Genomic DNA, 19658 nt, shown 5'->3' with positions numbered 1-19658 from the left:
TGTACAGCTGCAACAACAGCGTCCTTCTTGCAGGAAACGATCGCATCAGAAAGCTTCTTGAACGTTTCTTCTTTGCTCATTCTCATACACCTCGTGTGTTTTATGATTTTGTATTATACTCCATTCGTGTAATGGATCAGCAGTTAAGGCAAGCCATGGCAAATATTTATATGTACCGTTTGAGAGTGGTATATAAACCTTACTCTAAACCGGCCTAAATATGTACTATAAATATTTATCCCTTATACTTGCATAAACCTGATCTCTAACAAATGGAGCAATAAATTGAACTACAGAACATTTGCCGGTAGTATTGGTCACTACCGGCAGATGTTTACTGTATTTGACTATCTATCTACTCACTTATTCTACATCTGTTCCATCAGAACTGGGAAACAAAGGTCCTTGCCTGCCATAGTGCGAGTATTGCAATAATGAGGATGACTACCATCCACATTACTTCTGCAGCAGGCACAGGAGAATTAACCCAGTAAGCATTGTAAGCTTCCATTGCAGCTTGTGTTTGTACCATTTCGGGTCCCTCCTTACACATACATCAGACAGGCATCTGCGGCCCTGGTTTTCCCGAAGTCGGTGATCACATACTTGTGCAGGAGGAAACCTTTCTTGTAAATTCCCTCTTCATCGACCTTGGCATCTACATCCTTGAGCAGTCCGCCTGAAGCCAGTTCTATCAGATCGAAATTGATCGAGTCCCTCTGGAAATCTCCCTTGAGGTTGTACTCTTTCTGTATCTGCCTGACGATCTCATAGTTCCAGGCTCCTCCATTCTTGTTACAGAGCTCAAGTATCCTGAATTTTATCGGACGGTTTCCTGTCATTTACTCACCTCTCAATGATTCCATCTGACCGGTGTCCTCAGAGAACATGACCGAGCTTCCGATGAGACAGAGAGCGCCTCCTACAAGGATCGTCCATGAAGGAATGTCCCCGAAGAAGAGAGCAATGAACACCACTGCGAAAAGACCGTAGAGGTTACCTATGCCCTGTCCCCTGCCCACGCCAATAAGAGGGAAAGACTTGTACCACGTCACATAACAGAAACCGAAGGTAATTCCTGCAAAGACCAGCACAAGCAGTGTGAGCGGCTCAAATACTAGCAGTGCGTACTTTATCATTGGGAAACCGGCGATCGCAAGGAGTGGGACCGCAATGATCCACCATATAATGTTTTCGCCAAGGAACCTGAGAGTAAGTCCAACGTCCGGCTCTGCAATATCAAGCCCTTTGCCTGCGATTGCACCCTCAATGCCCCAGCCGACAGCAGCCATCAGGCCACCAATATAACCTATCCACGCAACGTTGCCTGTTCCAAGCTCAGTTAGCAGGCCACCACCAAAGATTGTTATACCTCCGAGGATGATGAACCCTATGCCCATAAAGGCGCGTTTGGATATCTTTTCGCCATACCATTGTGACGCAAGGATAGAACCAACAACAGGATACGCCAGTGCTGCAACAGCCGCAAAAGCACCTCCGACAAAACCCATGGCAATGAAGGAACCCAGAATAGCCATAGGGCCACCGAAAATAGAAGCCATGAAGAACCACTTGGAGCATGGCTTGAATTCCTTGAGGGTTCTCTTCATTTCTCCGAACTTGCCCAGAGCTCCGTTCCATACCATAAGGGCCAGGATAACTGTAAGTGCGTTAAAAGCAGTTATCAGAACAGCAGTTATTACCAGCGAAATAGCATCACCATTAGTTGCGGCTATTTCACCATACATCTCATCAAAAGGATTAAGTACCCAGACAACGGTACCGGGTATGTACCAAAGACCCCAGAGAATGGCACAGAAGAGAGCCCACATAAAACCCTTTCTGATCCTTCTCTGGTGTTCTTGCTTTTTTAATGATTGCAAATCCATACTACTACCTCCTACATTATTTCCAACCTTTCCGGATTCGTTATATTATATCTGTAATATACGGGAATGAACCCGCCAATGGGGATACAAAAGATGAAACATCACGGAATTTAATGCAATGACACCTATCCGGAATCCCGGATGCAGGCATTACTGCCATAATAATGAAATTAGCCGGATATTCTGCAGCCTCATACATGATAGTAACCTGTCCATGGTGGATCATCTTATTGAGGTGCAAATAAATGTTAAAGGGAAGGACCCAAAGCACCTTCTTCACAAGGGAAGACATTCACAATGTGCGCAATGGAGGCAGAGGATGCAGACAAAGTCCGCATCCCTGCTAACTGACCACTTGTGCGATCAGAATATTGCGTTGAGTTTGTTTACTACGTCTGTTGCATTCTCGCCGTAGATGTCAGCACCGATCTTCTTTGCCCAGTCCAGGGTAACAGGTGCGCCGCCGACCATTGTCTTCAGTGAGCCACGGACGCCTGCTTCCTTGAGCTGTTCTTCGATCTGGATCTGGTTGACCATGGTTGTTGTCATCAGTGCGGATGAAGCAACTACCTGGGCTCCGACCTGCTTTGCCTTCTCTACAAAGGTCTTTATGGGTACATCCCTGCCAAGGTCAAATATCTGGTAACCTTCGATCTTGAGCATGGTTGCAACGATATCCTTTCCGATGGAGTGGATGTCGCCTTCAATGGTGCCTATTACGACCTTGGCTTTGCTCTTGGTCTCTCCGCCAAGTTTCTCGAGCGCAGGAGTAAGTACTGCCACTCCGGCGTTCATTGCTTCGGATGCTGCGATGACATGAGGAAGGAAGAGTGTGCCTGCCTCGAACTGTTCACCTATCTCGTTCATTGCCGCAGTGTAACCATCCTGGATAACCTCTGCAGGGTTTATTCCGGCAGCCAGGGATTCCTCAGCTGCTTCTGCTGCAGCGTCTTCGTCAAAATCTAAAATTGCTGCTTTTGCTTTTGCGATAATCTGTTCTTTTGTTGCCATAATTGTAACCTCCTTATGCGCCCCTGAATGCCTTGTCAGCCTTGTCAACGATGGCCTTCATGTCCTTGAGCAGGTCAGCGTCTATTGGTGCAACTTCGTGGTTCTTCATGATGTCAACGACCTTCTCGTGAGCCACTGTTGCAATGTCCTTTGCGCCAGCCATTTCCCAGTCGCCGTACATCATTCTGTCAATGAGCTTCGGGCTGGATGGCAGGTCTATGTTCTTTCTTGTGGTCTTGTGTGCAAGGAAGTTCTTCCCGATACCTACCTGTTCGATCGCTTCAACTGCCAGAGTCTCTTCATTTACAGGGATTCCTTCCATTGCTTTCTTTGTCATGGAGATCATGTCGTTATCAAAGACAAGCTGCTCGAGTGAGAATGTCATACCAAGTTCAAGCATACCTGCACCGTACAGGGTGTTAGCACCTGAGAAAGCGGGGAGAAGCGTGGTCATCGTCTTCTCATGGCCAGCCTGGCCATCAGGTATCTTGGCATCAGACTACGAACCGGCCACGAAGGTGGGGAGGCCATAGTACTGACCGAGCTTTGCAACAGCCGCACTGATAAGACCGAGTTCAGGTGAACCGACCGGTGCAGTGCCCTTCTTCAGGTCGAAGGTTGTTGTTGAGCTTCCGTACCATACCGGTGCGCCTGGCTGAACCAGCTGGGCGAGCACGATACCTGCGAGTACCTCTGCATTGTGTGTGACGAGGGTACCTGCAAGGTGTACCGGAGAGGAACCGCCGGCCATAGCCATGCTGAGTACGTTAACAGGTGTACCGAACTTTGCACCCTTCATAATGACCTGGCAAGCGTTGACACTGAGCTCCAGCGGGCTTGTCGGGCATACGAGTGTTGAGAACAGGGGTTTCTTGCGTGCTTCCTCAGCGTCTCCACCGTAGTATGCTACAGCGATCTGCTGATAGTATTCCACGTTCTCGCCCACTGGGTCGATGTGGTGGAAGTGCTTTGTGGTGTTCATCAGGGGGGTCAGTGTCTCGTGGACATCCTGTGCACCCTTACCTGCCCAGTCCCTTGCGGAAACTGCAAGTGAGTAGTAGTTGATGTTCTCTGCCCAGTCACAGATCTTTGCTGTGTCTGCAAGGTCCTTCTCTGTTGAGTCAACAGTTGTGTACTTGCCAGGTGCCTGGTAGTTGCACATCTTGACACCGGTACCGAAGCAGGTCCAGTGTACCTTTCCTTTGTGTTCCTGTTTGACGTTGTTCTTCTTGTCACGTCCCCAGAGGACGAACTTTGAAGGGCAGTCGAGTAATGCCCTGTTAACTACGTATTCAGGGATCTTTACTATCTGGGTCTTTTCGTCAACCAGACAGCCGCCTTCCTTAAAGACAGCCCTGGCCGCAGCGTCTGAGACCTGGATACCGGTGTTTATAAAAACATCCATTGTAGCGTAGTGAAGAGCCCTGAGATCATCCTCAGAGAAGAGCTCCAGACTTATGCCTTCCAATGGCCTTCTACCTGGAAAAAGTTGTCTTACCATATCTTAACCTCCAATTTATATAAATATTGAACTTCCCGGACATTGACAAAATATCCGGTGGGGATTCAACATGCTTTCCAGCATTGTTCTCCTAAAAAGGAGGTACTGTTCTTTAGTATATAAATGTTGCGTCTTTATGTAGTATATATATTTTCCTATGGAGGAGGTTTAAGTCTTCATATATAAAGATAACGAGAATACCCCCGGACCACATAATTCAACCAGCTAGAAGAGCGCCCAAAACCAGGGGCAATTAAAATGATACATCACTTAATGTTATTAACAGAGTTAGATGATATATATAGATTTCCCATAAGTGAAGAGATATAACTTGTATAAGAACATATCGGATCAAAGTTTACCTGTTACAAGAAAACGGCAGGTATAGAGACATGGCCGTTTTCTTGAGAAGCTATTATCTTTTCAGAGAAAAGACTGCTTTTGCTAATGTAATATATTTAATTTCATGAAAATCAGAGCTTATACGCATAGATTTTGCTCTAAAGATAAGAGAATATAGCGCTTTGACTAACAATAGAAGGCATGCAGCAGGTTACCTATGTTAACACCGTTAAGAACATTGCGAAATGTATATATATTCAACCGGGGCATCTGCTCTACCATACGATAGAAAAACCTATATCGCAAGGAAGGAACCAAAACATGAAATACAGCCTTGGTATTGACGCAGGAGGAACATATACAGATGCAGTCCTGCTACGGGATTCGGATGAAACTATCATTTGCACCGGCAAAGCCCTGACAACGTATCCTGACCCCCTTGAAGGCATCAGGAAAGCCATTGACAGACTGGGATCAACCTACCTCAAGGATGTCAGGACGGTTTCTGTTTCCACTACACTCTCTACGAACAGTATACTTGAGGGAACAGGCTTTCCAGTAGCCCTGGTACTTATAGGGGATTATGATGTCATGAAGGATTTGCCGACAAAACACTACATAAAGGTGGCAGGCGGGCATGATTTCAATGGAACGGAAACTGAGGCTGTGGATATTGGATCCATCATGGGTTTCGCATTATCTGTAAAGGACAAGGTATCAGCATTTGCAGTATCGTCTTTTTTCAGTGTGAGAAACCATGAGCATGAGCTTGCGGCCAAAGAAGCTATCGTGGAACTTACAGGCCTGCCTGTAGTATGTGGCCACGAGCTTTCCCAGGACCTTGGCGCATTTGAGAGGGCTGTAACCGCATTCCTGAATGCCCAGCTGATACCCGTGACAGAACGGTTCATGCATACGGTGGAAAAGGAGATCCGCTCAAGGGGAATGGATGCAAAGGTCTTCATGCTCAAATGCGACGGATCTGTCATAGGTATCCAGAGCGCCCTGAAAAAACCGATAGAATCAATATTCTCGGGGCCTGCAGGAAGTCTTGTGGGCGCTGCGTTCCTGGCAAACAGAAGTACCTGCGCAGTCATCGATGTGGGCGGGACCAGTACGGATATCTCCGTCATCTATGACGGAGTGCCGGAAATGAGCGATGAAGGAGCTGTTGTAGGAGGATGGAAGACAAGGGTCAAGGCAATAAAAATGGAAACCTCTGCAATGGGAGGTGACAGCCACATATGGGTCAAGGGAGAGAGCATACACTTTGAACCAAGAAGGGTTATCCCGCTATGCCGCGCTGCCAGCCTGTACCCCGGTTTCCTTGAGCAGCTGAAAACAAATCCCATGCCCTCAAAGATCCGCCTTGGGATAAACTACCAGCCCACCAAGTTCTATCTGCGTACAGGGTACAGGGCCATTGAGATCAGCAAGGAGGAGGAAGAAACACTAAGCGCCATCAGTGAGGGACCCACATCCACATCAGAGATATTTGACAGGATCAAAAGATACCCTTCAAGCGCATCACTTGACAGCCTGATAAAAAAGAGGCTCATCCAGGCCATTGGTTTTACCCCCACTGATGCCCTCCATGTGCTGGGAGAATATACAGAGTGGGACACCGAAGCAGCCTTGACAGGCGCAAAGCTTCTCGGATCACTGGCCTGCATGGAACCTTTTGACTTTGCATATCAGATAAAAAAAGAGTTCGCAAAGAACATGGCAGCTAACATAATCTCTTTTTTCCTTGAAAAGGTACCCAAAAAAGAGATCAGGGGAATATTCGATGTACAGTCCCCGGTGAAGTTCAAGCTTGATGTCCCCATAGTGCTTATAGGAGGACCTGTAGCTGCTTTTGTCCGGGATATCAGAGAGATGGTCGATGCCGAGATCATACTGCCTGCCAACTATGAAGTAGGCAACGCCACAGGAGCTCTGGCTGCAAAGGGAATACGGCGTGCTGAAATACTCATCAGGCCTGCCTCAATGGCCGCTCCTGAGTGGGAGTTCCTGGTGTTCTCAGAGATGGGAAGAAGCAGCTTTTACGATTACCACGAGGCACTTGACTATGCCGTGGACCTTGGAGAGAAAATGATACTTGAATACATGAAGGATGCCGGGATGGATTCAAGCCAGATATGCATAGATATCAAAAAGGATGAAATAATACCCAAGGGCTGGACAACACCCATGGAAACAAAGCTCGTGATCATGGGAACAGGGAATCTCAATGGCAACTGACAGCAAACCACCGATCCGGAAACGAGATCATGAGACTGAATAGTCGTTGATCTCCTTTTCCATCTTTATCTCGCGCTTTTCCTCCATTCCAGGATTCTGCACTATGGAGGCTGTGGCTATCAGGACATCCTGACCACCCCAGTCACCGATGGTGAACTTGGTCTTGACAGGAACAAGTGTCCCTTCCTTGCTCACAAGAGGTATCTCACAATGTGAGGACTTGTTCTCCATGATCTCATCAAGGTTGGAGAGCACATCATCCTCCCAGCCCGGAGGATAGAGCAACAGGAAATCCTTCATATACAGGTCCCTGTCCTCATATCTCAGATGCCTGTGCAGGGTCTTGTTTGTGTGCAGTATCTTACCCTCCAGGTCCATTATGAAGACCAGTTCATCGAGGGCATCCAGCAGCGAACGGAGATGATTCTTGTTTTTCTGGACACCGGAGTCGTTTTTCATGTTGGAGATAATGATACCGACCTGATTGGAAATGGTCTCTATGAGGTTCCTGGAATTTGCAGGGATCTCCAGATCCTTGTGGGACCCGAGTGCGATGGCAGCAACCAGTTCGTCGTTGAACTTCACAGGGATAAAACCCATCGCCTGCATGCCTTCAAACCCGAGATCCTCTCCGGGAAGCATGGCATTGATCTCAGAGAAGTACTTATAAACAGGATAGCCTGTCATGAAAAGGCGGGCAAGTATGGTATTTGAAGAGAAATGGGAAAGGCTCTTTAAAAAGCGCTCGGAGAGGCCACGGGAGGCGGTAAGATTGAACTCACCTGTCTTCTCATCCACCAGATAGATCATACCACTATCTATCGCCTTTGTCTCCAGTGTGAACTCCAGCACTCTCTCGAAGGTCTCCTGCAGGTTATCCGTGGCGCCAAGGACATTGTCAAGATCGCATTCAAGGCGCATGAAGCTATTTGCCTGCTTACGTTCGGTAATATCCACAATGATACCCTGCAAATAGTCAGCGATGCCGTTCTTATTGTAATGGATCATCGTTCTTTCGTCCACCCATCTTACCTGGCCTGATCTTGTCAGTACCCTGTACTCCTGGCTGAAGTCGGAGAAACCGGCTTTGGAGGCCCTGTCCACTTCCTGGCGTACCCTGTCGAGGTCAGAAGGATGAATGATATCACCGTAAAGGATCTTCCCTGATGTGAAGTCCTCTACCTTGTAACCGAACTGGGAGATGTTATCTGATACGAACTCCACAGGCCAGTCCTTTTCAGGACGCCAGAGGAAGACAACGGCAGGGCTTGAGCTCATGACAGATTCAAGCACCCTGCGCATCCTCAGGGCTTCGATCAGTATGTCATTGCTGTTCTTATACTGGACGAGCTTCCACATGCCCTCCATAAGCAGGGTAAGCTGCCTGACATCAGATTCGTTATAATCGGAATCCTTGTTCGCAACGCTTACAAGAGCAACTATTTGCTCGCTCTCGAATATCGGTATGGTAACATGGCGGGTAAGGACCTCGCTTGAGCCGGAAAAATCATCCTCGGGTTCTGAAGCATAGTTCCTGTTGACAATGACAGGCTTGCGTGCACGTATGGCCTCACCCCAGAAGCCGTTAAAACGTATGGGATGCACGAAGGGCTCCTCGTTCACCGAGAGCACGTCCTTCCCCTGATAGGGCCATCGGTAGGTTTCCAGTACATTCTCATCTTCATTGAGGAATTCCAGGTAACCGATCTTGCTGCCTGTGAGCTCCACAGCCTTCTGTATGGTGAACTCTGCAATATCGGGCATCGGGGAATCCTGCATCTGGTGAAGCTCCAGGAGCGCCTCAAGGCGTGTTTCATTGAGGCGGATAAGCTCTTCTGCCTGCCTGCGCTCTTCTGTGTCTTCGATTATACCAATGCCTCCCAGGAGAGAACCGTCATCTGACATTATGGGAGTGAAACTTGCCTTTGCAAAGACCTGTTTTCCGCTTATCACCGAAAGATGACTGCCTTCATAATGACCCTGGTTGCCCAGGAAAACCATCTCAACTGCTTCCTTAAGGCTTTCATCGGATAGCTTTGAAAGGACATTGAAGCCTATTATTTTGCTCACAGGAGCCTTGAGGACCCTTGCGCAACTTTCGTTGCAGTGGGTTACGACACCGTTCTCATCAAAATAGAGTATGCCCACCGGCGATTTCTCAAATATGGTCTGGTATTTTTTCCCGGTCTCCATCAAGGCCCTTTCTGTTCTTTCAAGTTCGGTATTATCGATGATAATACCCTGAAAATGAGTGATGTTCCCTTCACTGTCACGCTTTATGAATGATCTCTCTGTCACCCAGCGTACGTCTCCGTTCTTGGCCACTATTCTGTAATTAAGAGCAAAGAAAGAGGTGTTTTTCTTCTTGGAATGCTTATCGACTTCCAGATGCACCCTGTCAAGGTCATCCGGATGCACGAGATGACCATAGAGCACTTTGCCTGAAATGAAATCTTCCGGAGTGTAGCCTAACTGCGAAACATTCCCAGAAACGGATTCTACAGGCCATTCACCCTCTGCTTTCCATAAAAAGGAAATAACAGGACTACTGTTATACACTGCTTCCAGTTTCTTTTCAACATCTATGGTACTCGACATGGTTTTCCCGAACATATTCTCTTTTGGTGGCATATAGTTTTAGCATCTTTAGGTTAAACCTTTATAGACCTTAAGATTATTGCTATTGACGGACAGAACATGCAATATATATATTTTCCGCAAGGACCAATTGCACGAAGTAGTTCATCCTTATATAGAGAGGCAACAGAGAACAAACAAACAGGCACATAAGCCTGAAGCGGGATTGGCCGAACAACATAGTGCTAAAAGATGGTGTTATCATTATGTGATGTCACATAATGATCTTAAGTTAAATGGCGGAAACCCCGGGAATTTAACCCGGCTAAACGGATTTAGAGTCCATTTGATCAACCTGATCCGATTTCCCTGATGATACAAATGAGATGATGATTCGCTAATATTTATATTTGCCGGTATGCTTCTAATAGACAGCAAACCTGAACAAAGGGATAAAATAAAGATTAAAAAATGCTAAAATAAATAATATCCCTTCTCAGGCCTTCGGAACTCCCACTCCCAGGAAGACCATCCTTGTCTCAATGGGAGTACCACCTTCCTCCTCCATTGCAATGTCTTCACTCCTGACAGTTATATCGATGTCATCATACTCGATGCCTGAATCCACCATGTAGTCAAGTATGAGCCGGTTGCCTAGCTTTGTGGCGTACTCGATAGCTTCCTGATGGGTTGCGAACTGTTTCCTTCCCTCCGGGGAAAAGACCAGGATGGATCTCTGGGTCTTTTCATAGAATGACTTGACCAGTATCTCGACCCTTTTGATTCCCTTGCCCACCAGTGCTCCCACCGCATTGCCAACCTCGGCATGCTCGGGAACCAATATCTGTGCATCTATCAGACGCCCGAGTTCTTCCACATAGGCACGCACAGGTCCGCCCAACAGGATCACAGGAACATTCACCCTGAACTGGGACAGATAATCGCCTCTAAGGATCTTCTCGATAGCCTGTCTTTCGACACCTTCGAACATGTATCCCATCAGGCTCAAAGCCATATTGATCGCCACTTCTTTTTTAATGTTCCTGCACAGCTCATATTCATCCACGGAGGTCAGCCTTGCAAGGTGCCTGGCCCCTATCAGGGAGGCCTCGCCGTCCCACCCAGTATACTCTCCCAGCACATGGAGGGCGTCAGTGGGAGTGAAACCAATGGCCTGCACCAGTCTTTTCTGTATCAGGGAGTCGATATGGTCCGGAGATATCAGCTTGCCCATCTTCCAGAAGATATCATTGATGGAAACAGGCTCCTCACCTATTATGGAGAGGATCTCCCTTTCGTATTCTCCAAGGCCCCTGACCTGCTTTCCTGTCGTGACAAAGAATTTCGTAGGCTGGATGTTCTCTGCCAGCTGGAATCGTGAGGGAGTACGACCGGCCTTCAATAGCTCCTTGAAGCCCGGGTACTTTACAGCAGCCAGGCACAAAGGCACGACCCGCCTGGGTCCTATATTGATGGCCCGGTTCCTGATCCATACATGACTGTCACCGCCCATTGCTGAGGTCTCCATTCGTATGGCCTTGACCTTCGTATGCCAGCCGCCTACCATGGCACCGGTATCTACAAGCTGCGGGAAACCATTGTGTATGACCGCTACATCAGTGCTGGTCCCGCCGACATCTATTACAGCACAGGTATCGCTCCTGGATAGGAAGGATGCGCCCATGAGGCTTGCGGCAGGGCCTGAAAAAACAGACTCTATCGGCCTCTCCAGCGCTTCTTCTATACTGATCACAGAGCCGTCGCATTTGAGCATCATCAGCTTCGCATCGATTCCCCTCTTTCTGATGTCGGAAATGATGACATCTATGAAGTGGCGTGCAACAGGCAGCAGTTGCGCATTCAGGTATGCCGTCACACCCCTTTCATAGGCCCCCAGGTCCTGGGAGAGCTCGTGCCCGCATACCACAGGCAGGTCACTCAGTGTGGTGATCAGATCCTTAGCCCTTAACTCATGGTCAGGATTCCTTACACTGAAATACGAAGACACCGCAAATGCCGATACTCTGTCTTTGACCTTAAGGACATATTCTCTTATAGCCTCGGTATCAAGCCTCTCATCCTCAGTGCCGTTAAGATTGTGTCCGCCCCTGACAACCGCAAGTTCACTTATAGGAGTGCTGCCCGGGAGTGAATGCTTACCTATCAGGATAAGCGCTACCGGGTATCCTGTCTTCTCCAGGATCGTATTGGTGGCAAGCGTGGTGGACACCGAAACAAGCCTCACATCCTTCAGGTATTGTTCATCCAGCCCATCAATAGCATTCTCGATCCCTTTCAGCAGATCAGGATAGGTTGTCAGAGCCTTATTGGAATCGATAACTTCCCTGTCAGAGTTCCTGATGATCACTGCATCTGTGTAAGTTCCGCCGGCATCTATCCCAAGACTATAGTGCATAGTATATCACCCGTATCTTCAAAGATCCACACATGCTTGTGCACACTATAGTGATGCACTTCACGATAGATCAAAAGACAGTTATTCATGAACCTTAATGCAGAAATTCAACTCCTTTGTAAGGCCAAAGGAGTTGTGGAGCGAATCCCTGCAGAGATATGTGTAGCCTTAGATGGATATAGACCCAAATACCATTGTAAATGCTACTTTTTACCTCAATTTAAACAACGCACCACTGATATATATATTTTTCTGAAGGTCGAACAAGCACTTTGTTCCATACGTCCACCAGCCGCATCTATAATAGAGCTCTTGCTATTGTTTATTTTTGCAACTTATACTAAAGTTTACAATAGATCAACAGAGGAAAGTATAAATAATACATACTTTTGCTTCTTGTGCACAAGGAATATATATCTGAAAAAAAGCTCCTGCTCCCATTTCCTGATTACCCGGTAAATTGCATACATCGCTGTTGTAAGATTACAACGCTGTTATAATCTTACTATACGTGTATTATAAAGACAATAATTCATTAGAGAGATATAGCTGTATTTAGTCCATTGTAAAAGAATCTGAGAAGAAGAGCTACTAAAATGGAATGGAAAGATCTCTCCTTAAAGGTCAAACTGATACTGTATATTGTAGTTGGCACTCTGCTCGTGCTCATGGTCAGCACTGCAATGACCATATCCATTGTAACATCCCAGGAAGAAGAACTCGCATACAAACAGGCAATAGAAATGGCCAGGAACTATGCCAATGACTTCAACGGAGATATGGAGAAGAACAAGGCCATTGCAGAAACAATAGCTGTCAGCATGAGCAGTTATGACTCCATCAGCCGCGAAGAAACCAATAACATGCTACAAAGCCAGCTTCTCCATCACCCTCATCTGCTTGGCACCTATGTTGCCTTCGAGCCAGATGCATTTGACGGGCAGGATGCCATGTTTGTCAATTCTTCCGGGCATGATGCCACAGGAAGGTTCATACCTTACTGGAACAAGATCAGCGGATCCGTGCACCTGAACCCCCTGCTGGGATATGATACGCTTGACTATTACCAGCTGCCAAAGAAAACAAAAAGTGACGTCCTCACCGAGCCCTACTATTATGAAGGGGTCTTCATCGTGAGCTATGTGTCCCCTATTATCAAAGATGAAGAATTCGTAGGTATCGGCGGGGTGGATGTATCCCTGAACTACCTGGATGATACTATCAGCGATGTAAAAGCATTTGACAGTGGCTATGCATTCATGACAGGTAACACAGGCATACTGGTCTCACATCCTTTTAACAAGGAATGGATAGGGAAAAAGACCCTGTACGATTTCAACATCCCTGAAATATCCAGTGCTGCAGACAACATCAGGGGAGGAAAGAGTGGTTATGTGAAGACCACCGACCCGACCACCGGGGAGGCAGTCGTCATGTTCTATGAGCCTATAAGGACAGGCAATTTCTCATTCATACTTGTCGTTCCTGAGGATGAGATGCTTGCAGGAGTGACAACCCTAAGCAACAAGCTGCTGGAAATATCCCTGCTGTCCATAATCTTCATGGCAGGAGCTGCCTATCTCATAGCGATGTCCTTTACCATGCCGATAAGGAACATTGTCAGTGACTTCAAGGATATATCAAGGGATGCCGTGAGAGGTAAACTGGACTCAAGGGCTAAAACGGATGTCCAGAAGGATTTCAGGGAGATACCAATGGGCCTCAACGACATCCTTGACTCCGTTACAGCGCCGGTCCGTGATACTATCCGCCTGACCCATGCCCTGGCAGAAGGAGAGCTCAGTGAACGTTCCAACCTTAACGTCAAAGGTGAGTTCAGGCAGCTTGCAAACACTCTGGACGATTTCGCTGAGTCCCTTGACACGATCATCAAGGATTCCAGTCAGGTGCTTTCAGCAGTACAGAGCAATGATTTCTCCCGCCAGGTGACAGTGTATGGAGAGGGAGATTTCAGGATCCTTACTGAAGGCATCGAGAAAACAAGGAAGACCCTTTCAGAGATGATACAGGAACGCGAAAAGATAGAGGAGATACGCAAAAAAGAGATACACCACCGGATAAAGAATAACCTCCAGGTAATTTCAAGTCTGCTTGACCTTGAAGCCGACAAGTTCACGGATGAAAATGTCATCGAGGCTTTTAAGGAAAGCCAGAACCGCGTAATCTCCATGGCCCTTGTACACGAGGAGCTTTACAGGTCACAGGATATGGAAAGTATCGACTTCTCAGACTACCTGATGAAACTCGTGAACGAGCTATCGTATTCCTATGTAATAGAAAAGGAAAGCGTTAAAATAAAGACCGATGTTGAGACCGTGTTCCTGGACATGGACACTGCCATCCCCCTGGGAATGGTCGTAAACGAGCTTATCTCCAATTCTTTCAAGCATGCATTCCTGCCCGGAGAAAAGGGAGAGATATGTGTCAAGCTCAGTCTTGAGAACGGGAGGCTGACACTCATAGTCAGGGATAACGGCTCCGGTTTCCCTGAGCATGTGAATTTCATGGAAAGCGATTCGCTGGGGATGCAGCTGGTGACAACCCTGATATCGCAGATAGGTGGTACCATTGAGCTTGAAAATGATAACGGTACCCTTTTCAAGATAACTTTAAGCTGATGAACTGAACGAATGGATTCATAAAATAGACTCATAAAGGTGTTATTGTGGAAGACATAAAAATACTGGTCGTGGAAGATGAGAACATCATTGCCCTCAACATCAAGAAGAAACTGAAAAGTTTTGGATACACGGTCCCTGCTATAGTTTCGACAGCAGAGGACGCTATCAAAATGACAGAGATCACTTTCCCGGATCTTATCCTTATGGACGTGATGCTCAAGGGAGAGATGGATGGCGTGCAGGCTATCGAAGAGATACGCAAGAAGTTCGATATTCCTGTGATCTATCTTACAGCCTACTCTGATGATGAGGTACTGGAGAGAGCAAAGCTCACCCAGCCCTACGGATATATAGTAAAGCCATTCAAGGCCAACGACCTGCGGACAAACATCGAGATTGCGCTCTATCGCCATAAAATGGAGAAGAGAGCAGGTAAGAAGAATGACGCTCCAGACAATACGTGATCCTCGGGCTACCTTTAAAGGCCTGTTCCGGAGAAAGATGTAAAATGACTGAATGACAGGTGGTGAATATGAAGAATAGTCTGATAGACATTATCCTCAACTCCGAGAAACGGAAGAACGTTCTTCTGCTCCTGATAGAGGGCGAGAAAAGCCGTGATGAGATAAAAACAAGCCTGAATGTAACTTCCACGGCACTTATTCCCCAGATAAAAAAGCTCAAGGAGCACGGGCTAGTTGTCCAGAATAACGATTATTACACACTCACAGATATGGGAAAAGTGCTTGTGGAGAACATGCTGCCTTTCCTGAAAGCCGTGGACGTCTTTGAGGAGAACGATACATACTGGCTCAATCGTGACCTGAGCGGCATACCAGCCCCTCTGCTTAAAAGGTTCGGGGAACTTGGAAATTATCTGATCATCGAGCCTGACCGTAATTACCTTTTCGAGTTCCCGAAAGAGTTCACCGAGAACATTGGCAAGTCCAGCTATATCATGGCCTTCAATGCATATTTCCATCCGGAGTACCCAAGGCTCTATTCAAAACTTGCCGGTGAAGGTATAAAAGTGTCTCTAATCCTGACTGACAGCGTCTATTCAAGGATGAAAAAAGATTATATGCCTGAGATGCAAAATTTTGCTCAACTCCCTGATACTGATCTGTCGGTCCTGGCAGATGCCTGCGGACTTGCCACACTTGTGACAACCGATCGTTTCCTCTTCCTATGTTTCTTTGACAACCACGGACAATATGACCACCGGATGATAATGAGTTTTGACAGCGGGGCTCTGCAATGGAGCAGGGAACTGTTCGATCATTTCAGAAGCATATCTGAAAGCGTAGTGCTTCCGGCAACAAAAAAAGAATAAGTTATAAATATTAAAATTGTGAGCAGAAGATCACTGCTCACCACTTACGGCCCTATTCAGACAGCCTGGGATTGTGGCTCCTGCGCAACATGGTTCTCGTGCTGGGAATAATACCACAGGGGTATGTACAGGCCCAGTACCAGGAAGCCTATCCAGGTGGATGTCCAGCCGATCTCAAGGCTGTTCAGGTAAACGATACCTATAAGACACAGAGGCAGGTTGAAAAGACCGAACATGAGTGCTACGTTCTTCCAGCCTGTGGGTGCCTTGAAGGGTCTGTCAAGGGCAGCAAGTCTAGGATTGTTCTTTGCCTTGACATAGGCGAAAAGGCTTATGCCGTTGGCACATACATAACCTATTGCAGATGCGGCGAGGATTGCCGTCGGTGTTCCAAGGGATATCAGGGCCAGGTTGAAAAGACCTATTATCACCATGGCGAACACAGGCGTCCCATTCTTGTTGATCCTGCCAAAGATCCTCGGGAGGTTACCTTCTGTTGCAAGTGAGTGCATTGCCCTTGCTGAGCCAAGGTAAGCCGTCTGAATGATCAGTACCATTGCTGCCACCAGCATGATAATTGCTATGTACGAGCCTATAGGACCCATGGCGGCCTGGGCAAGAGGTAGCATCGGGGAGACAGGCTGGTCAAGTATACCGCTGATTCCCAGTGTTCCTGTCACTGCTGCCTGGACAAGTATAAATGTGAACAGACAGACGATACCACAGCTGAACAATGCCTTGGGGACATCAGAGCTGGGCTTCTTGTACTCCGGACCGTATATAGCTGCGGTTTCCCAGGCACAGGCACTCCACTGTGCCATTGCAAAGATACCGAGAAGTATGAGAATGTGATGCAGATCCCATGCCCAGTCTGTGGGCAGCCAGGAACCTGTTATATTGGAGAGCATAAAATCCCCGCTCGCGAAGGGTGAGAACGTGATGACAGCCAGGGGTGCAAGTGAAAGGAAAGCCAGTATGTAACCCATGGTGGCACCGCTTGAAAGTCCCCTGGAGTTAATAAGAATAAGCGCCCCGAATATAACAATACCTGCAACCAGGGAGATAGTATACTCAGAATAGCCTCCCAGCGCAGGGATCAGCCCGTGCAGGTAACTGCCTACAAGTATTGCGAAGATCGCCAGTACAGGATTCCATGCAAACCAGTAGCTCCATGCGCTGAAACCGCCAATAAGCTTGCCCTTGTCGTATTTCTCCTTACCGTTGCCTTTGAAGACGTTCTGGGCAAAGCCCGGTAGTCCCGAAGCATTCGGGAAGGTCGTGGCCAGCTCTCCATAGGCGAGGTTCTGCATAAATCCCTGGAATACCGAAAGGCCCCAGACTATAATAGCAAATGACCACAAATAGCTTGCAAAATAACCGATAGAAGGCAGAATGAGCAGAGGCACACCTATAGCGATTGCCAGGCCCTGCTTCCAGTCAATAGTCCTTTCCAGCTGGCTGGGTTCACATACCACTTTGGCACATTGCGGTGCTCCGCCCCAGTCTATTCCTGAATCTGCTCCTGTTTCTTTAGAACTCATAACTATCACTCTTAATTATTCAAATTTCAGGAGGGACCCTGCAAACACAGTTGCTTGGAGGTTATTATCTTACATTGCGTTTGCAGGAAATCTACTGCTGTCTCAATTTTGTCACATTAAGACAACATCCGCCCGACAGGTAATCTCAGTTTATCTCAATTGCTTCCTGAATTTTTCACAGCAGTTTATCTTGAGGTCCAGCAGTTTCTCGATGTTCATCTTGGCTGCAATTCCCTTCGGAGCTCCTGCAACTGATGTTATGACACCGATGCCCAGCTCTTCCCTGAGGTCCCTCATGACATACTCGTCACTCAGGTCAAGTGTTGAGACACCGAGCTTCTTGGCAACATAGTTCTTTGCGTCACCGACGCGCATGCTCTTTGCCATTTCCATCCTTGCAACAAGGTCTCCTGCTGCCCTGATACCGCTCATACCGGAGGTCATTATGTGAGTGATCGGCATACCCATCGGGTCGCCGACCCCTATCTATATACCATCGACGCCAGCGATCTCGACCATCGCCTTGCTGGCTCTTGACACAGCATCAATTGTCGGGGTCTCAAGCATCGGGATACCGCCCACACCCATACCCATGTTCACATGGCAGGGTATCGGGGAAGCCTTGACAGCCGCCTTGATGAAGGTGACAGCACGGCCCAGGTTCCATGCAAAGCTCTTGCTGGTGTTGGTGTTGACCACAGGACCGAAGAGGTTGGCACCTGCCTTTGCAACAAGGGGAGCCTGCTGGTGTGGCCACAGTCCTGCAAGGGTGACTCCATCGTAAGCCATCTCGCCGTGCAGACCAAGTACAAGCTCACCGGCCATGCCTGCCTCGATGTAGATATCGGGGTACTGCTTTCTCAGTGACTCGATAGCATGGAGGGAAGCGTAGAGATCGCCGTCGCCTGCAGCGCCTATTGTGTCGAAGTTAACACCATCGGCACCGGCAGACATCATTCTCTGCATGATCCAGACAATGTCCCTGGTCAGGTGCTTGGCTGCGTGTTCCATGGATTCCTGTGCTTCTGTGATCTTGAAGGCCTTCATGAGGTCTCCGGGGTTCTCGAAAGGACCATCGGGAGTGTAGTAGAGACCCATGTTCGGCATGGCACCGTAGAGCAGAGGGATGATCATGTTCTGCTGGCAGACTTCCATTGCCTGCATCTCCTGTGCCACTACCGGCTTTACAGGCTTGTAACTGTAGTCAATGTGACCAAGTTCCATTGAGTCGGCACCGAATGCCCTTTCGTGCATCATGCAGCCGACAAGCCTGCTTGAGGGAATACCCACACCGCTGTTACCCTGGTCACCATCAAGCCTGATGGTGCTGATATCGTGGGTTACGGGAACTTCCTTACCTGGCTCGACACCTACCATTCTTGCAGGCATGGTGATGATCTCAAGGAGCTTGTCCAGTTCATTGCCGCTCAGTTCAGGAATGCTTCCAAGGTCCACAGCATCTGCCATACCCTCTTTGAGGTCTGCAAGGATCTGCTCCTTTGTGAGGAAGACCCTCTTGCCGTCTCCCATTCTCAACATGTGTTCAGTTGCCATTATTTCACCTTTTGACTTTAGATTTAAAGAAGGAGCTCCTTGGCTCTTGCAACTGCTTCGCTTGCGTTCTCAGCATAGCAGTCGGCACCGATCTTGTCAGCCCAGTTCTGGGTTGCAGGTGCTCCGCCAACCATGACCTTGACCTTGTCGCGCAGACCCTGTTCCTTGAGCATCTCGATGACTTCCCTCTGGCCTGGCAGGGTTGTGGTCATCAGGGCGGACATACCGACCATAGCTGCGCCGGTCTCCTTGATCTTGTCAATGAAGTCCTGCAGGGGGACATCCCTTCCAAGGTCGTGTACCTCAAAGCCCGCGGACTGGAGCATTGTGGAAACAATGGACTTGCCGATGTCGTGCACATCTCCCTCAACAGTGCCGTTGACGATAACGCCAAGTTTCTTCTTTGCAGCATCCTTTGGCATGTCGGCCTCAAGCAGGCTGACACCAGCTTCCATTGCCCCGGCTGCCATCATTACGTGAGGCAGGAATAACTTGCCCCTCTCGAACATGACGCCAACCTCATTCATGCCGGCTGCAAGACCTTTCTCAATGATCTCTGCAGGCTCGATACCCTCGCTTCTTGCACTCTGTACAGCTGCAACAACAGC

At 48.0% G+C, this 19658-nt stretch carries 13 protein-coding genes and 2 pseudogenes; 5 read left to right on the top strand and 10 right to left on the bottom strand.

Annotated features, from left to right (window positions below; all coding sequences use genetic code 11):
- On the top strand, window positions 1-218 hold a 218-nt coding region (locus PV02_RS04365), incomplete at its 5' end, for a hypothetical protein (protein WP_256622172.1).
- A 164-nt stretch (window positions 219-382) separates the two neighbouring features.
- On the opposite strand, the gene PV02_RS04360 is transcribed toward PV02_RS04365, so the two are convergent.
- The 5 genes and pseudogenes from PV02_RS04360 to mttB all read right to left on the bottom strand — a co-directional run bounded on the left by PV02_RS04360 (window position 383) and on the right by mttB (window position 4401).
- Window positions 383-532, bottom strand: a complete 150-nt coding sequence (locus PV02_RS04360) for a hypothetical protein (RefSeq protein WP_256622171.1) — start codon at window positions 530-532, stop codon at window positions 383-385.
- Between the two features lie 13 nt (window positions 533-545).
- The gene (locus PV02_RS04355) at window positions 546-842 is read right to left on the bottom strand and encodes a hypothetical protein (protein ID WP_256622170.1); all 297 of its coding nucleotides are present in this window, start codon (window positions 840-842) and stop codon (window positions 546-548) included.
- Window positions 843-1889, bottom strand: coding sequence for a DMT family transporter (locus PV02_RS04350; RefSeq protein ID WP_256622169.1), 1047 nt, complete (start codon window positions 1887-1889; stop codon window positions 843-845). It lies immediately after the preceding gene.
- Window positions 1890-2252: 363 nt separating this feature from the next.
- Entirely contained in the window at window positions 2253-2900 is a 648-nt protein-coding gene (locus tag PV02_RS04345; protein ID WP_256622168.1) for a cobalamin B12-binding domain-containing protein, read from the bottom strand.
- A 13-nt stretch (window positions 2901-2913) separates the two neighbouring features.
- Window positions 2914-4401: pseudogene (mttB, locus tag PV02_RS04340) on the bottom strand ([trimethylamine--corrinoid protein] Co-methyltransferase).
- Between the two features lie 663 nt (window positions 4402-5064).
- On the opposite strand from mttB, the gene PV02_RS04335 reads away from it, so the two are divergent.
- On the top strand, window positions 5065-6987 hold the full coding sequence (locus tag PV02_RS04335) for a hydantoinase/oxoprolinase family protein (RefSeq protein ID WP_256622167.1): 1923 nt from the start codon (window positions 5065-5067) through the stop codon (window positions 6985-6987).
- Window positions 6988-7014: 27 nt separating this feature from the next.
- Here PV02_RS04335 and PV02_RS04330 read toward each other — a convergent pair whose 3' ends face one another.
- On the bottom strand, window positions 7015-9618 hold the full coding sequence (locus PV02_RS04330; protein WP_256622166.1) for a PAS domain-containing protein: 2604 nt from the start codon (window positions 9616-9618) through the stop codon (window positions 7015-7017).
- A 442-nt stretch (window positions 9619-10060) separates the two neighbouring features.
- Window positions 10061-11980, bottom strand: coding sequence for a hydantoinase/oxoprolinase family protein (locus tag PV02_RS04325; RefSeq protein WP_256622165.1), 1920 nt, complete (start codon window positions 11978-11980; stop codon window positions 10061-10063).
- A gap of 596 nt (window positions 11981-12576) precedes the next feature.
- Between PV02_RS04325 and PV02_RS04320 the strand changes: the two genes are divergently transcribed.
- From PV02_RS04320 to PV02_RS04310, 3 genes are all read left to right on the top strand, one after another.
- Window positions 12577-14619 carry a histidine kinase dimerization/phosphoacceptor domain -containing protein gene (locus PV02_RS04320; RefSeq protein WP_256622164.1) on the top strand — a complete coding sequence of 681 codons (2043 nt, stop codon included), beginning with the start codon at window positions 12577-12579 and terminating at the stop codon, window positions 14617-14619.
- A 47-nt stretch (window positions 14620-14666) separates the two neighbouring features.
- Window positions 14667-15086, top strand: coding sequence for a response regulator (locus PV02_RS04315; protein ID WP_256622163.1), 420 nt, complete (start codon window positions 14667-14669; stop codon window positions 15084-15086).
- A gap of 68 nt (window positions 15087-15154) precedes the next feature.
- Window positions 15155-15955, top strand: a complete 801-nt coding sequence (locus PV02_RS04310) for a helix-turn-helix transcriptional regulator (protein ID WP_256622162.1) — start codon at window positions 15155-15157, stop codon at window positions 15953-15955.
- A gap of 56 nt (window positions 15956-16011) precedes the next feature.
- Here the strand turns inward: PV02_RS04310 and PV02_RS04305 are convergent, their stop codons facing one another.
- From PV02_RS04305 to mtbC, 3 genes and pseudogenes are all read right to left on the bottom strand, one after another.
- A complete protein-coding gene (locus PV02_RS04305; protein ID WP_256622161.1) occupies window positions 16012-17496 on the bottom strand; it encodes an APC family permease in 1485 nt (494 codons plus the stop codon).
- Between the two features lie 150 nt (window positions 17497-17646).
- Window positions 17647-19050 (bottom strand): annotated as a pseudogene (gene mtbB / locus PV02_RS04300) ([dimethylamine--corrinoid protein] Co-methyltransferase).
- A 23-nt stretch (window positions 19051-19073) separates the two neighbouring features.
- Window positions 19074-19658, bottom strand: a 585-nt coding sequence (gene mtbC, locus PV02_RS04295) for a dimethylamine corrinoid protein MtbC (protein ID WP_256622160.1), incomplete at its 5' end; no start/stop codon positions are given.

Origin of the sequence: Methanolobus chelungpuianus (assembly GCF_024500045.1) — an archaeon.
GTDB classification, from domain to species: Archaea; Halobacteriota; Methanosarcinia; order Methanosarcinales; family Methanosarcinaceae; genus Methanolobus; species Methanolobus chelungpuianus.
This window is presented reverse-complemented; position numbering and strand designations above follow the sequence as displayed.